This window comes from Paenibacillus sp. 19GGS1-52, assembly GCF_022369515.1.
Lineage (GTDB): Bacteria > Bacillota > Bacilli > Paenibacillales > Paenibacillaceae > Paenibacillus_AQ.
The window spans coordinates 4473428-4488616 of sequence record NZ_CP059724.1; the positions used below are offsets into that span (position 1 = coordinate 4473428).

Annotated in this window: 12 protein-coding genes; 4 read left to right on the forward strand and 8 right to left on the reverse strand. The window is 47.7% G+C overall.

What is annotated here, in order from left to right; translation table 11 throughout:
- The first annotated feature begins 14 nt into the window (after positions 1-14).
- Entirely contained in the window at positions 15-755 is a 741-nt protein-coding gene (locus H1230_RS20945) for an SDR family NAD(P)-dependent oxidoreductase (protein ID WP_239711827.1), read from the forward strand.
- Between the two features lie 63 nt (positions 756-818).
- Here H1230_RS20945 and H1230_RS20950 read toward each other — a convergent pair whose 3' ends face one another.
- Together H1230_RS20950 and H1230_RS20955 are read right to left on the reverse strand one after the other, a co-directional pair.
- A complete protein-coding gene (locus H1230_RS20950; RefSeq protein ID WP_481857183.1) occupies positions 819-4163 on the reverse strand; it encodes a X2-like carbohydrate binding domain-containing protein in 3345 nt (1114 codons plus the stop codon).
- Positions 4164-4394: 231 nt separating this feature from the next.
- Positions 4395-5639, reverse strand: coding sequence for a purple acid phosphatase family protein (locus H1230_RS20955; RefSeq protein ID WP_239711828.1), 1245 nt, complete (start codon positions 5637-5639; stop codon positions 4395-4397).
- 217 nt (positions 5640-5856) lie between these two features.
- On the opposite strand from H1230_RS20955, the gene H1230_RS20960 reads away from it, so the two are divergent.
- The 3 genes from H1230_RS20960 to H1230_RS20970 are packed head-to-tail and all read left to right on the forward strand — an operon-like array spanning position 5857 to position 9162.
- Positions 5857-6570: a polyphosphate polymerase domain-containing protein gene (locus H1230_RS20960; RefSeq protein WP_239711829.1), complete on the forward strand. Its 714-nt coding sequence runs from the start codon at positions 5857-5859 to the stop codon at positions 6568-6570.
- Position 6571: 1 nt separating this feature from the next.
- Positions 6572-7321 (forward strand): DUF4956 domain-containing protein, encoded by a 750-nt coding sequence (locus H1230_RS20965; protein ID WP_481857085.1) that lies wholly within the window; start codon positions 6572-6574, stop codon positions 7319-7321.
- Between the two features lie 53 nt (positions 7322-7374).
- Positions 7375-9162, forward strand: coding sequence for a CotH kinase family protein (locus H1230_RS20970; protein ID WP_239711830.1), 1788 nt, complete (start codon positions 7375-7377; stop codon positions 9160-9162).
- Between the two features lie 107 nt (positions 9163-9269).
- Here the strand turns inward: H1230_RS20970 and H1230_RS20975 are convergent, their stop codons facing one another.
- The 6 genes from H1230_RS20975 to cysK form a co-directional block, all read right to left on the reverse strand.
- Positions 9270-10682 (reverse strand): GGDEF domain-containing protein, encoded by a 1413-nt coding sequence (locus tag H1230_RS20975; protein ID WP_239711831.1) that lies wholly within the window; start codon positions 10680-10682, stop codon positions 9270-9272.
- Positions 10683-10926: 244 nt separating this feature from the next.
- The gene (locus H1230_RS20980) at positions 10927-11559 is read right to left on the reverse strand and encodes a YcnI family copper-binding membrane protein (RefSeq protein WP_239711832.1); all 633 of its coding nucleotides are present in this window, start codon (positions 11557-11559) and stop codon (positions 10927-10929) included.
- 32 nt (positions 11560-11591) lie between these two features.
- Entirely contained in the window at positions 11592-12260 is a 669-nt protein-coding gene (locus tag H1230_RS20985; RefSeq protein ID WP_239717447.1) for a response regulator, read from the reverse strand.
- Positions 12260-13075, reverse strand: coding sequence for a sensor histidine kinase (locus tag H1230_RS20990; protein ID WP_239711833.1), 816 nt, complete (start codon positions 13073-13075; stop codon positions 12260-12262). The genes H1230_RS20985 and H1230_RS20990 overlap by 1 nt, the downstream gene beginning before the upstream one ends.
- Positions 13076-13287: 212 nt before the next feature.
- Positions 13288-14220 carry a hypothetical protein gene (locus H1230_RS20995; RefSeq protein WP_239711834.1) on the reverse strand — a complete coding sequence of 311 codons (933 nt, stop codon included), beginning with the start codon at positions 14218-14220 and terminating at the stop codon, positions 13288-13290.
- A gap of 21 nt (positions 14221-14241) precedes the next feature.
- Complete coding sequence (cysK, locus tag H1230_RS21000; protein ID WP_239711835.1) at positions 14242-15162, reverse strand: cysteine synthase A; 921 nt, start codon at positions 15160-15162, stop codon at positions 14242-14244.
- Positions 15163-15189: the final 27 nt, after the last annotated feature.

The window sequence follows — 15189 nt, forward strand, 5'->3', positions numbered from 1 at the left end:
AGGAGGAGATAAGGATGGAATTAAAAAGTAAAGTGGCACTGGTAACAGGTGGGGGTACGGGAATCGGCAGGGCTGTTTGCCTGGAGCTGTCCCGGCGCGGAGCAATCATCGCAGTGAACTATTCCCGTTCTGAAGCAGAGGCACAGGAAACTGTACAGCTGATAGTTCATCAAGGCGGGCAAGCTATCGCTGTACAAGCTGATGTTTCGAAGGATCAGGAAGTTCGTCGTATGGTAGATACAATCGCATTGCAATATGGCACGGTTGATCTGCTGGTGAATAACGCCAGTATCACGAGTCATATTCCCCTCGAAGATTTAGAAGCCGCTACAGAGGAGATTTGGGATACGTTATACGATGTGAATGTCAAAGGCATGTTCTTCTGCGCCAGAGCTGTTGCTCCTTATATGAAGAAGAATAAACAAGGAGCGATCGTCAATCTCGGCAGCATCGCGGGCCAGACCGGATCAGGCTCTTCTCTTCCCTATGCTGTATCCAAAGCTGCTGTCCATGGGCTTACAAAATCATTAGCACGCGCCTTGGCTCCAGAGATTAGAGTCAACTGTGTTGCTCCAGGTGCCGTCGCGACCAGATGGTGGGCTGGCAGAGAAGAACAGATGCACAGATTGGCGCCTAATCTGCTGCTACAGCGCATTGCAACTGCTGAAGACATTGCTAATTTCATCTGCTCCGCATTGGCACAAGAAGCAATGACTGGACAGATTATTACAGTGGACAGCGGTCAGACGTTGTGATGCATAACAAAAAGGACCGAGCAAGGGTTAGCTTGTGCGGTCCTTTTGCATCCGTATTTAGCTTTAGGAGGGTTCGTTCCCCCATACAAGGTTGCCTGTAATATAGGCCGGCACCTTAATCCAATCCACTGCGTTCGTACTCACCGCATTAAAGGAATAATCTCCCGTCTGGGTGTAATTGCTCCAATCTGACTTGGCCACCCGAACCTGAATATCCAGGCTTGCACCAGCCGCCAAGGTCCCAGCCCCACTAGTAAAACCTATCTCCACATAATAATCCGCTCCAGTCTTAGCTGTGGGCAGCTTCACAAAGACTCCAGTCACATTCGCGCTTCCAGCCTGCGACCAGTCACAGAAGAAATTCTGCGTCTGCTCACCGTCAATCGTATAATAATATCTCAATTTTACATTTGAAAGTGTGATGGCGCTTGTAGTCGTGTTAACCAGTTTAAACTTTGGACTCAGCGTATTGGCAGAAGATGACAAGGTGCCGTTATACATCTGTACTTTAAGCCCAGTAGTAGGTGTAGCAGTCGGCGTTGCCGTTGGTGTTGCGGTAGCAGTCGGCGTTGCCGTTGGTGTTGCGGTAGCAGTCGGCGTTGCCGTTGGTGTTGCGGTAGCAGTCGGCGTTGCCGTTGGTGTTGCGGTAGCAGTCGGCGTTGCCGTTGGTGTTGCGGTAGCAGTCGGCGTTGCCGTTGGTGTTGCGGTAGCAGTCGGCGTTGCCGTTGGTGTTGCCGTTGGTATTGCGGTTGCAGTCGGTGTTGGTGTTGCGGTAGCGGTTGGTGTTGCCGTTGGAGCTACCGTTGTATCGACTATAGTCACGGCCAATGTTCGTGCTACTCCTGCGCTAAAATTAAAGGTTAGCGTTGTTGTTCCTGCGACTTGGGTAGCCAAATATGCTTTCTTGATCGTTACGACTGAGCCGCTAACGGTATAATCCGTCCCTGCTACCAGACTGACCGTTCCGTTCTTGATTGTGCTCAGAGTGTTGCCATTTAGGGTTAAGGTCACCGCTATATCCGTCTGATTCGCGGTCTTCTTATCAAAGTTCGCTGTTGTTGGTGTAATAGTAGAACTGCTGGCTGGCGGATTTACCGGATCGGCATACAGAGTACCCCGTCCATTCGTTCCGAGATACACCCGGCCGTATATTCTTGGATCGCCGGTGATCGCCATATTGATTTTGGCATACTGGTGGGCATCATCATTAATCCGCACCCAGCTGGCGCCAATATCATCCGAACGGAACACACCCCGAACGCCATCAATCTTCGCTACGGTATACAGTGCCATATAACTTTGACCTGGCGCTGCCATTCCATAGCCAATCAGATCGGCTTCCTGCACATTCGTCAGCTTGGTGAAGCTCGCTCCTGAATTCGTAGAGTGCCACAAACCATAGATGTTCTCAACGGTATTGCCGCCCGCAAACCAGATATCCCCTTCTATTCCCGGTACAGCTTTTATGCTGATCTGGGCTTGGTTCGGCTGTAATCCGCTTACATTATTTGTGGGGAAGCCTGCTGCCGCACTGGCACTAAAGGTTGCCCCGCCATCCAAGCTGATGTAGAAGGTTCCCGCATAGAATGCATAGAACTTGTTCGTGTTTACTCTGTCGGAAGCTACTTTTGCTCCTGCTGGCAGTCCAGTACTAGCAGTCCATGTGTTCCCTGAGCTTTTGGAATAATATACTCCAATGTCCGAAGTGCTCCACACAATGGAAGTGCCACTAGCAGATACGGCAACCTGCCCTTGACCCGCCGTAGTTATAGTTCCATTAGAGGGCTCAGCGTTGGGCATGTACCAATTCGTCCCCCCATCATTGGAGAGGCCGATCGATTTCATGCTCGGAGATTTCTCCTTGTCCGCACCGCCCACCCGTACGACGAAGGACGGATTTAACTCCGCAAAATCGATACTATTTGTTGTTGCCCATGAAGGGCTTGTTTGCGCTTTGGCCGGCACTTGTGTCAAATCCGTCTCATAGCGGAAGCCAGACACGTCGCCAAGTGCAGTGATCAGATGGGAAGTTCCTGAAGGAGGGCTAATTAGACCCAGCACAGCTGTTTCCTCCACACCCTTAGCCATTACCGAGATATTCACTGTTCCTCCAGAATCCCAAGAGGTCAGATTATTCGTACCATAGATCGTAGCTCCGGTACCATACATCATCCGATTGGAGTTGAACGGGTCAATCTCCAGATCACCCATCATCCAGCCCATCTTTGGTGAAGGGTCAAGAGAAGTCGAGTTGCTAGCATTGCCAAGCCAAGGTGCAGCGGTGATATCCATACTAAATTTATAAGTCCGTTCCGGATAATTGCCCCAATCCCAAATTCGGCTCCAGGTCGCACCACCATTCGTACTGCGGAAAATAACCTCATCCGGCCACCAGGCATTCAACGAGGTCACCATAACCGTATTCGGATTCTGGGCATCCACCGCTAGTCCGCCAAACCCGTACCAATTATCCGTGCCGGTGGTTGGGCTGATGTTAGTCCACACACCACTTGTCGTATTGAACTTCCAAACCTGACCTTTAGCTCCATCATATGGACCTACGCCATCACTGTAAGTGATATAGAGATCGCCTGTCGATGAAAGAACACCATGATGCGGCAAATAGCCTGCAGGTTGACCAGCCAGTGCCGACCAGGTGGCTCCGCCATCTGTACTCCGGTAAACACTGCTTGCCGTGTCAGCTACACCTACATAAATAGTTTGTGTAGCATTGCCAAGCGTGCCCGTACTCTTATCAAAAGTAATCCAGGACAGCCCAACGAGATCATTGCCGTATTCCAGTGTTGGGTTCTGAATATAGGTTCCGACATTTGGGAAAGAAGTTACCTTTGCCCAAGTGACGCCGGAATCTGTGCTTTTCCACAGTCCATTGCCGCTCCGCGCCCCGAAATACAAAACACTGTTCTTGTTGGGATCAATGACGAGACGCTCCCCCGCCGACCGACCAGGCATATTGCCGCCGACTTTGAAGGGCAGCGTAGTCACTTGCCAGGTATTGCCGCGATCACTCGAACGCATAATCTGACCATTGTTGTCCCAACTATTCGTATAAGTTCCAGTTGCCATGTAAACCTTGTCCGGATTTATAGGATCGGTAGCCAGAGCGTCAACACCATTCTTGTTCCAGTCCACCCAGCCTACAGTATCACTGATCGAAGTCCAACTTGCAGTTGCCTGATTCCAACGGTAAGCCCCTCCGATATCTGTTCTTGCATAAATTAGATTAGGCTCGCTCTGGTTAAAAATAATCCCGGGTACGAAGCCCCCACCAGCTCCCGTAGCTACGCTTTTCCAGTTGTAGGCTTCGCTTGCCGCAGCACGGGTAGTAGCTGGAAACGCTGAGAATAAAGAACCTACCATTGCGGAAAGCAAGACGATTAATCCCATTCTTCGGATACGGTTACGAATCACGTTTTACGCCTCCTATAATTTTATTGTTAACGCTTTCATTATAAGATGTATAGTTTCTCAATAGTTAGTGAAAATGGTTATTTTTAGCGGAAAACAGTAGCCTATTATCGTACCATTTTCTCATTAAATAATACATTTTCTGTTTTTTGTATAAATGCTCAAAAAAAGACCTTTGAAGATAACTCTCAAAGGTCAACTAATAAACTATTAATGCTTCAGCACGAACTCATCCAGCATCGCGCCATCCACATCATACGCCTGGTAAGTCAATGTATCTCCGGTGACTGTAATTCCCGCGAACATTTGCTTATTGTTCTGGAAATGAACCAAGTGATAGAACTGATCTTCTTTCTTCTCATTAAACTTCGCACCCGCGGCATTGGTCACTACATAGACGGTTCCTCGCTTGGCTCCCACAGGGTTCTCGCCTTCTGGCACAATGGCCCCATCCAATAGTGGATAGGATCTGGAATACTCATGATTATGCCCCTGCAAGACCAGATCGACCTCATAATCGTCAAAAATCTTCGTCCAGTCCTCCACCTTCTTGTAGGTGTTCCCTCCATAAGCCGGACGGTGCATGGCGACGATCTTCCATTGCTTATCCGTACCTGCAAGATCCTCCTCCAGCCACTCACTCTGCTTCTTCAGGTTGCTCTCGGTATTCAACACCGTTACATGAACGGGACCGTAATCGAAGGAGTATGAGGTTCCGGCAATCGAATCCTTAGCTCCATTCTCCGGTAGATTAAAATGTGAAGTGAAGTTATCTGCAACACCATCTACCTCATCGTGGTTTCCCGTAACTGGCATTAAAGGAATACTCGAAATCTGGCTCTGCACGTTGCCAAAGAACTCATCCCAGCCTACTGTATCCTCCGGGTCCTCCGTCAAATCACCGTTATGCACAATAAAGCGCGCTTGCGGGAAGGTCTTGAAAGCTTTATCCAAGGTGTTCCCCCACAGCTTGAAGTCAGCTGCCGCAGCCCCTTGGGAATCCGCCACATTGATAAAAGTAACACTGTCGTTTCCGCTCTCCTCTGTAGTAAATACAGCGGTGGTGCTCCATTCTCCCTCTACTCCGCTGCCCACTCTATAGGTATAGGCTGTCCCAGGCTCAAGCCCTGTCGCTTCGACTTTGTGTACACCTCGCTTGCCTGTATCCGTCTTTAAGGATGTACTGTCCGCTTTTACTTTTAGGACGTCACCAGAAGCAAAAGAGGCCTTCACTCCTTTAACAATCTCAAGCCAACCTGCTGCATCCGGGTCCCCGGTATACCAGGTAAATGCTCGGCTCGTTCCGGCATCCCCCTTAAAGGTAGTCACTAAATCATACGGTGCTGCGGAAGCGGTAGGGCTGTCCGAGCGTTTGATCCATTCCATTCCAACAACTACTAAGATCAATATAATAATAACTGCTCCTATGATAATGATAGATTTGTAGTCCTTCACTTGCCTTTCCTCCTTAACCTTCTCTTACTAACGATAGCCTCCAGCCAAGCTAGAAGTCAAATCAAATACTATATAAACCTAATTTGTTCGTGATGTTTGTTAACGCAATGTAAAACTTTCAGCTAACCTTCAGGGCCTTTTAATAGAATAATCAGGTACACCCATTACTATAGGTTCTGGAGATTAGATTACTTGAGAGAGAAAAGAGGTGTGAGAGATGAATAAGAAGCTTCAATTCCGGCATGAGCTGAAATTTTTCATTAACTATCATCAATACCTTATATTGCGCCAGCGACTGCAGAGCCTGATTGATACAGACCAGCATGCCAATGAGCGCGGGGAATATCACATTCGCAGTTTGTATTTTGACGACATGAATAATACGGCACTATCCGATAAGCTCGGAGGACTGCGGGAACGCGCCAAATACCGGATTCGTATTTACAACATTCAGGATAATATCATTCACTTTGAGAAAAAAATTAAAATGGACGATTATATCGCCAAGATCAAAGAGCCGCTGACCAGACCTATGTACGATGAGATCATGGCTGGCAATTTTGAGGTGTTGAATGTTCCGGACAGTCCGCTATTTATGGAGCTATACAATCAGATGCGCCATAACCTGCTGCGGCCGAAAGTCATTGTCGACTATGTCCGTGAACCTTATGTTTGCCATAACGGCAATGTACGGATCACGTTTGATAAGGATTTACGTACCGGGCTGCACAGAACGGATATCTTCAATAAGGATTTGCATCCAATCCGGGCGATTGATGAGAACTTTATTATTTTTGAAGTGAAATACGATGAGTACATTCCGGAATACATCAAGCTAGCGCTGCAACTGGAGGGACTGAACAGACAGTCCGCTTCGAAATACGTTATTTGCCGCAAATTTCTAAAAACCAACACTTGGGAGGATTATTGATATGAACGCAACACTAACTACTCTAGCAGCTACAGCAGCAACCACTCCGGCGGCGCAAGCCACGGACACGACCACAACCACTTTTACAGATATGATTAAAAACTCGGTGGTTGATAACTTTGTTTCCGATATTAGCATTTCTAAAATACTGATCACACTGGGAGTCGCTTTTATCATCGGCTTCTTTATTTACCTGCTCTACAAGCGTGTATTCAGCGGCGTGTTATATTCCAAAAGCTTCAACGTTTCACTAATGGGCATGACCATGATTACAGCAACAGTTATTATCGCCATCAATTCCAACCTCGTGCTGTCACTTGGTATGGTCGGTGCGTTGTCCATCGTCCGCTTTAGAACTCCGATCAAAGATCCAACCGATCTGATCTTCCTGTTCTGGGCTGCAGTAGCAGGGATCGTCACAGGTGCAGGTTTCTTTACATTAGCCATCATCGGCTCCATAATTATCGGTCTTATTCTCTTCCTGTTCATTAAGCATTCTTCTGTAGAAACACCCTACTTGCTGGTTATTAACTGCGACGGCGACGATAGTGAGCGTGAGATACATAACCATTTGGTCAAATCCGTAAAACGCTACAACATTAAACAAAAGACCGTAATGGCCGGAAATATCGAGTTGACTTTGGAGCTTCGGCTGGATGATAAGGAAGGTGGATTTGTGAACACTGTGTCCGATATTAATGGTGTCAAAAATGCACTTCTGATCAGCTATAGCGGCGACTATGTATCTTAACCCAGCCTCAATGCACCTAATCTCTTATCTTAAAATGAAAGGCTGTGTCTTAGATGAAGGCAAGAGTTAAGCCGATCCTGCTGAGTCTTTGTAGCCTGCTGCTGGTTATCGCTATAGCCGGGTGTCAGATTGCTAATCCGTCTACTACGACTACCTCTGCAACAGATGTGCAGAAATCCAGCGATGAGCAAGCTCTGGACGAGCAAGTATTTCCTAAGGATAAGGTAGTTGACGTCAAAATCACTCTGGACCCTGCTGACTTCCAGGACATGTTGGATAATGCAAGCAATGAGGAGTATAAGACTGCTACCGTCGAGTATAACGGGGTCACCATGGACAATGTAGCCATTCGGACGAAAGGCAACCTTAGTCTCAGAAGTGTAGTCCAAATGACGGACTCTGACCGCTACAGCTTCAAGCTTTCTTTTGATGAGTATGTAAACCAGAATCTCTTCGGCCTTACCAAAATCAACCTCAACAACAATTATAGTGATGCTTCATATCTGCGCGAGTTCCTGACTTATGAACTGGCAGAGAGCGTCGGACTGCCGACACCAAAATACTCATTTGTTAACGTTTACGTCAATGACAAGCTATGGGGATTTTATCTCGCTGTAGAGCAGATCGGTGACGCTTATCTGGAACGAAACTTTGGCAACTCCTACGGAGCTCTCTATAAAGGCATAATGACCGGACAAGGCAGCGATCTGACCTGGTTGGGTAATGACGCCTCGCTTTATACGGGGCTCGAGATGAAATCTGAAAAGTCTAACGATGACATCGTTCTCGATATGCTAAATGAGCTGAATAACGGCACCGATTACGAGAAATATATCGATGTCGAAGAATCTTTGAAATATATCGCGCTGAATGCGGTAACTGGCAATACAGACAGTTATTTGGGCAGCAATAAGCAGAACTATTACTTATATGAAGACGATGGGATCTTCTCCATCCTGCCATGGGATTATAATATGGCCTTCGGCGGGCTCGGAAGCTCGGATACGCTGATTGATGAACCGACTCAGGGCGCTTTGGCTGAACGGCCACTTATCGCGAAGCTGCTGGCCAATGACGAATATAAAGCAAAATATCATGAGATTATCAGCGCGATGACTACTGGTTATTTGCAGGATGAAACGTTCCAAGCCAGAATCAAAGAGCTGACAACCCTGATATCCAGCTATGTTAAAAATGATCCTTCTTCCTTCTATACCTATGCAGAATATGAAAGTGGAGTTACATCTGTAGAGACCTTCATGAGCAAATCGAATGAAAATATCGCTCAGCAGCTCGATGGTACCATCCCTTCCTCCGGTGACGGAACAGGCAGTGGTGGGGGTATGGGCGGCGGTATGGGCGGCGGCATGGGCGGTGCGGCACCAGGGACGGCTGCTGATACAACTACCGGGAAAGCGGCGGCTAGTGCTGCCCAGGGTGCAACGGTAGTGCCGGTTGTCGCTAGCGGGCAGGCGGCCACTAGTTCACAGCCGGCGGCTGGTGGACAGGTGGCTGCCAATTCGCAGCCAGCAACTGGAGGGCAGACGGCCACAGACGGGCAAGCACCACCGGCGATAGACCAAGGTGGATTTAACGGAGCGGCTGGTGGAGTTCCGGGTGCCCAAGGCGGACCGGCCATTCCTGATGGCGGCGGCATGGGTAACGGCGACTTTGGTGGTGGTGGCGGCTTTGGCGGTGGTATGGGCGGTGGCGATTTTGGTGGCACCGGAGCAACGCAGCCGAAAGGCAGTGTAAGTGAAGCTGTCACAACCGGAATAGCCATCGTTGTTCTGCTTCTCAGTGCAGCCTTCATCACCTTCTATAAACGCAAACGGTTATAGTTACTACACGAGCTGCACAGTTCAAACCAAATACCAGTTCAAACACACAACCGTGTTTTGACTGGTATTTGGTTCGATTATATAGTCAGACAAGCATTACACAACCATCAAATTGAGATTAGCTCATTTAGAGTAACTCTGTTCTTCCCCGTCTCTTTTGACTCATAAAGGGCTTTATCAGCACGTTGGTATAACTCTTCGATTTCAACTCTATCGCTCGTAGTAAATACCATACCAATGCTGGTCGTAACCCTGACTTGACTACCTATGTCCAACCGTATGGTTGCACTTTCGATTGATTTCCGCAGATGTTCGGCCATTTCGCTGCATTGCTGTTTATCCATCCCCGTTAAGAACACCGCAAATTCCTCACCACCGAATCTTCCCACTAATGTACAGTTGCCAGCAGCTTTCTGCAGGATAAGCGAAAAATCGGTTAATACCTGATCACCGGAAATATGGCCGTATCTATCATTAACGCACTTGAAATCATCAATATCAAACAACATTAATGACACATTCACATGTTCCTCCCTCAATCTCTTCCTAGCTATGTCCAGAAAATGCCTACGGTTTAACAACCCGGTTAGTCCGTCCGTTGTCGCGTGAAATTGCAGTTCTTCTTGTTGCGCTTCCAATTCTTCCTTTTGCGCTTCTAATTCTTCATTTTGATCCTGAAGTTGCTCCAAATACATTTTGGTGTTAGCTATAATACGACTCGCTTGATCAGCGATTTCTTTGATTTCCACATAAGGTTTATCCATTTGTAGACCCTGTTCGAACACCTCCGACACCTCACCATCCGCCAACTTCTGAAATTGGTCCCTTAATTGTGCAAGCGGACGTATCATCGGTGCAATCAACCATCTGCTCAATAGGTAATTAACAACCAAACAAAGCATGCCTAACAAAATTACCACAATTGAAATAGTGGAAAAAGCCATCACCAAAAGCGGCGGATAAATACGTGTCGTTACCCTCCCGATTTCATTATGAAGCGAATCTAACACAGGGGCGGAATAAGGTCTGTTGAAGTAGCGCATCAATACATTCTCTTCAACCATCACCTCTTTGCCCTGTTCTACTGCTGATAGCAGATTCCTGCTAATAAATATATTTTCACCCTTAATTTCAACAATAATGTCGACCGCATGAATATGCAGGAGACCTTCTTTTTTCCTTCCTTCATTAAGGGTCTCATCCCCATTCTCCATTGGGAGTGGATATATTATTTCCTCCTGCTGCTTGATTGTATGCTTCAACCCGTCCATTGTGTGCTGTCCATCCTGCATATACTCCAAGCCCCTAATGTTCTGATCTTTGAGAAAACCGGGAGAGAACATTTCTCTTAGAATAGATTGTGCTACAGACTGCGCTCCAAAATGAGCCAAGGGGATAATGACTACAGCTATGAGCAGGGTGATAAATAATGCAAAAATAGAAACGGTAATTAATGTGGAAGAATTCATGAGATATAGAATAAATTTCCCGAACCTGCGTGTTTGCTCTTTCCTAAACATAAGAATGCCTCCTATCCGTCTGAGATGCGAAAATAATGAATGCGTATACATTGCCTGTGATAGGTATGCTAATTAATTATATTATTGGCATTTAGGTCTCTAAAAGTTTATCGGCAGGAACCGAAGACATCTTAAGTAGAAGTTATTTCTATTTCTATTTCTATAAGTCCTAATCATCAAAAAGCCCCGATAACCCTTAGGGTCATCAGGACTTGTTGAGAAACAAAACCTTTCAATATTAAACTCACACACTCCGTCGTCTGAATACAGCAACTATAGCTAGCACCAGCGCCAATAACGCGGCTACTAAAGCAATATAAACGAGCGGTGAAGCAGGTGATGTTGACTCGTGTTCATCCATCACCATCGATTCAACCCCGTCCATATCCATGGAATCATGGGAATGACTGTCTCCAGCTACAGCTTGAACAATCGCGGTAATCGCATGCGGCGTTTCTGTTGCTTCGTCCCCGGACCATTCTACTAGGCTTCCGTCCGCATAATGCTGGTAAGCGTCCCATGCGAGTTCACCCGCAGCAGCAGGATTCTGGACAGTGAAGTAGAAACGTTGAAATTGTCCTGCTTGAATCCCTGCTCCGGTTGTTTTCCAGCTAACCTTATTACCTTCGATGCTAACATCCCAGCCTGGCGTGGGCTCATATTGCTTGAATGTTGCGCCTTCGGGTATACGCAGATCCACTTGAACTGTAGCCACAGCTTTTTCTGAAGGAACTTTTAAGGTATAAGTCTCCCATGCTCCAGTACTCGATTGTGCCGGAACGACCGACACATGGGCACTGGCGACTGCCGCGAACAACAGCAGGACTGCTGCTGAAGGGGCGATTAGAGTCATTATTTTACGATATAAGCTTTTCAAGGTAGCCCTCATTTCGTTATTTAGGATGCTATCTATTTCTTTTTATGGGGGAAATCCCGCTCTCGCGAGGCTAGGCCCTGCTCCATAGCGTAACGCGTCAGTTGCGTCCGGTTTTGAAGCTGGAGCTTTTGCAGAATGTTTTTGAGATGGTTTTTTACCGTATGCTCCGATATTCCGAGGTTTGTTGCAATCTCCTTATTCGGCGAACCGGAGGACACACAGCTCAGTATTTCCTTCTCGCGCGCGGTCAATGCCTCTCTTTCCTCTTTCTGAGAGGTAACCGCGAACTCCTTCAATATTTGAAAAGCCAGCTCCCGGCTAAGCGGAACCTCTTCACTAACGATGGCTTGCAGATATTGAATCCAGGTGGAGGGGGATAGATTTTTGAGCAAATAGCCCTGTGCCCCCTGCTTCAACGCTTCGAATAAATAGGCGATATCATCGGACACTGTAACGATAACGATCTTGACATAGGGATACTCCTGTTTAATGCGCCGCGTGGTCTCCAGCCCATCCATCTCCGGCATCCCAATATCGATCAGGATGAGATCAGGCATCCACTGGCCTGTAAATGCAATAGCTTCAGCACCGCTCTCCACTACCCCAATCACCTCAAAGCTATCATCCATGGACAAAATCTCGCACATCGCTTCACGCGCATGCGCATGATCATCAACGACAAGAACACGGCAGCGATTCATCATGAAGATCCCCCTTTTGTAATCTCTACAAGTGTCCCTGCACTCCCCGATTCCAGCTGCAGCTTCCAACCCATCTGCTCGGTACGATCCTGCATGATCTGCAGCCCGTAGCTGCCACTCACGGAATAGGGATCTTGCACAAAACCTCCGCCATTGTCCACAACCGCAACTCTCCACTGCTTCTTGTCACCATTTCCGAAGATGGAAACCTTGGCTGCCCGAGTGTGTTTGCGCACGTTAATAATCGCCTCACGGATGCAGGACAGCAGCTCGACCTTTTCCAAAGGGGTGAAGATATCATCGGGCAGGCTCCAATCCAGAGAAACTTCAATCATTACCTCGTTGGCGATTCCAGCAAGCTGGGCTTGTACCGACTGTTCCAGTGAGAGCGTTTGCGGGTCAGAGAAAGGAACCTTCAGGTCAGCGATCGCTTGCCGCACATAATGATTCACTTCATGCACGGTCTTCTGAATCTGATGCACACTTTCCTCGCTGACTTCACCGTTTCTACGGTTCTGCTCCAGACGGTCGATTTTGACAGATAACAGAAATAAGGATTGGGCAATCCCGTCATGAAGCGACCTGGCCAGTCCTTCCCGAGCCTCCATGGCATGCTTCGCCGCACGTTCCCGCTCCAGCTCCTGCTGGTTGCGCTCCATGATCGAGAACAAGGGAACGAGCAAAACAATAGTGAATACAAACACGAGAATTGGCGTTAAATAATTGCCCATATTCATGGAGAGATAAGGCATTAGAAGCTGATGGCGCAATATCTCCCAGATCCCGACCATCAGCGTAGGAATCAGCAGGATCATTAACTTGATTCGTTTATACGTTGCTGTCCCCTCCCATTAACGTTACGGATAACAATATCATCGCTCCCGCATGATTCACATGACTCTTTCGGGCTATTCAGGCTATCTAAGTATTAATAATGTTACAAATATAAGTATTTAAAATTACGAATAGGCTTTGTTTGGGCAATTCCATCAAAAACAGATGCATCTTACGATGCACCCGTTCAACCTTATATCGGTGAAGTGTAGCGGCTATACTGGATGTCCATCTCTTTGAATGAGTTCCCATCTTTATGCAGAAAAAGGGAGTTCACCCCTTCCGCTCCCCACCACTCCAGCCCAAGCACCAGACCGTTTGCAGTTTGGGCTGCGAATAATATTGAGAACATCTCCGGTGTGACTTCACCCCCATCATCCACCCGCCACACCGAATTCCCATCATCCTGGAAGACAGCGGGATAATCGGCAAAGACTAACCCGTTACTATCTTTGAGCACGAAGCTGAATAGCATATTAGCGTCTTGTTTTACAAATTGAACGAGATACAGCTCCTGCTCTACAGATACATCGGCAAGCTTCCATAGATGCAAGACTTCACGACCTTTTGCTTCCGCAATACTGCCTCGCACACTGTCTTCTGCCGTTGCTGATTCCTGATTCACACCCGCTGGCTTTACCGGTAAAAGCGACTGCAGATTGAAGTCCGCAGCATCTACCATATAATAGGTTTCATCATCCGGGACTGCACTTCCTTCTTGCAGAGTAAAAAGATATCCAGGCAGATTAGTGAAATTAAGCGCCACCTCTCTGCCGTTATTCTGCTCGTTCCCTGCCTGCCATTTCTCAAATTTCACATCGAGCACTTGGCCATTATTACCAATGGCTTTATTCAACAATGCCATTTCCTGCTGTTTCCCTTCATCCTGCCCCGTAACAAGAAGGTGCTTGCCTTCCCCGTCGGCAAAACCGAAAGTCGCCCCTAGATGCCCCGTTTCTAGATAAGCAGACGAAAGCTCCACTGTTGGAGAAGGTGTTGAAGCAGGTGTTTGTGTAGGCGTTTGTGTAGGTATCGGGGTCGGATCTACTGCAGCTGTATTCGTATTTGGACCTGTACAGCCTACCAGCATAAGAAGAACAAAGAAACTCCCTAAATGTCTATTCATACGCATCCTCCAGGCGAAAGATCAGAATATATCCATGCTGAGATAACGTTCTCCGGTATCGGGAGCTATACAAAGCACCCGCTTACCTGGACCAAGATGCCTTGCTTCCTGCATTGCTGTCCATACTGCTGCTCCACCAGAAGGGCCGATCAAGATTCCTTCCTGTGCAGCCATAGCTCTCACAGTATCCAGCGCAGCTTCATCGGAGACCTGTACAATCTCATCGTAAACCTTTGTATTGAGAATGGCCGGAATAAACCCCGGACTGGTGCCAACCAGCTTATGAGGTCCAGGCTTGCCGCCGGAAAGAACCGGCGATCCTTGTGGCTCCACGACTACAATCCGGATATCCGGGAGATGCTGGCGCAGTACTTCACCAGTTCCGGTTATAGTGCCGCCAGTACCGGAAGTAGCGACGAATACATCCAGTCTTCCCTTCATCTGTTCCAATATTTCCAGCGCTGTTGTAGTACGGTGAATATCTGCATTGGCTTTGTTCTCGAACTGCTGCGGAATAAAGCTGTCGGCAACCTGCTGTCCCAGTTCAAGCGCTTTGGCAATGGCACCGGGCATTCGCTCTGCAGCAGGAGTCAGTACAACTTCTGCACCATAGGCTTTTAGAATATTAATGCGTTCCTTCGTCATATTATCAGGCATCACCATGATGGCCTTGTAGCCCTTTGCCGCTGCATTCATCGCCAGCCCGATTCCTGTGTTACCACTCGTGGGTTCAATTATAGTACCCCCTGGCTTCAACAATCCTGCTATTTCTGCTTGCCGAATCAGGTTGTATGCCGCCCGATCCTTTACACTGCCGCTGGGATTGAAGAGCTCCAGCTTCACATAAATTTCTGCGTCGAGAGGTCCGGTCAACCGATTAAGCCTTACTACCGGTGTATTCCCGATTAGTTCGGTGATATTGTTAACTACCAGTTGTGACATGGGAGAGCCTCCTTCATTCCTGCTATT

Excerpts from the sequence above, each read along its gene's own strand:
- H1230_RS20945 (WP_239711827.1), top strand. The coding sequence starts at position 15 with ATGGAATTAAAAAGTAAAGTGGCACTGGTAACAGGTGGGGGTACGGGA.
- H1230_RS20950 (WP_481857183.1), bottom strand. The coding sequence starts at position 4,163 with ATGGGATTAATCGTCTTGCTTTCCGCAATGGTAGGTTCTTTATTCTCA.
- H1230_RS20960 (WP_239711829.1), top strand. The coding sequence starts at position 5,857 with ATGAATAAGAAGCTTCAATTCCGGCATGAGCTGAAATTTTTCATTAAC.
- H1230_RS20965 (WP_481857085.1), top strand. The coding sequence starts at position 6,572 with ATGAACGCAACACTAACTACTCTAGCAGCTACAGCAGCAACCACTCCG.
- H1230_RS20970 (WP_239711830.1), top strand. The coding sequence starts at position 7,375 with ATGAAGGCAAGAGTTAAGCCGATCCTGCTGAGTCTTTGTAGCCTGCTG.
- H1230_RS20975 (WP_239711831.1), bottom strand. The coding sequence starts at position 10,682 with ATGTTTAGGAAAGAGCAAACACGCAGGTTCGGGAAATTTATTCTATAT.
- H1230_RS20985 (WP_239717447.1), bottom strand. The coding sequence starts at position 12,260 with ATGAATCGCTGCCGTGTTCTTGTCGTTGATGATCATGCGCATGCGCGT.
- H1230_RS20990 (WP_239711833.1), bottom strand. The coding sequence starts at position 13,075 with ATGATCCTGCTGATTCCTACGCTGATGGTCGGGATCTGGGAGATATTG.
- H1230_RS20995 (WP_239711834.1), bottom strand. The coding sequence starts at position 14,220 with ATGAATAGACATTTAGGGAGTTTCTTTGTTCTTCTTATGCTGGTAGGC.
- cysK (WP_239711835.1), bottom strand. The coding sequence starts at position 15,162 with ATGTCACAACTGGTAGTTAACAATATCACCGAACTAATCGGGAATACA.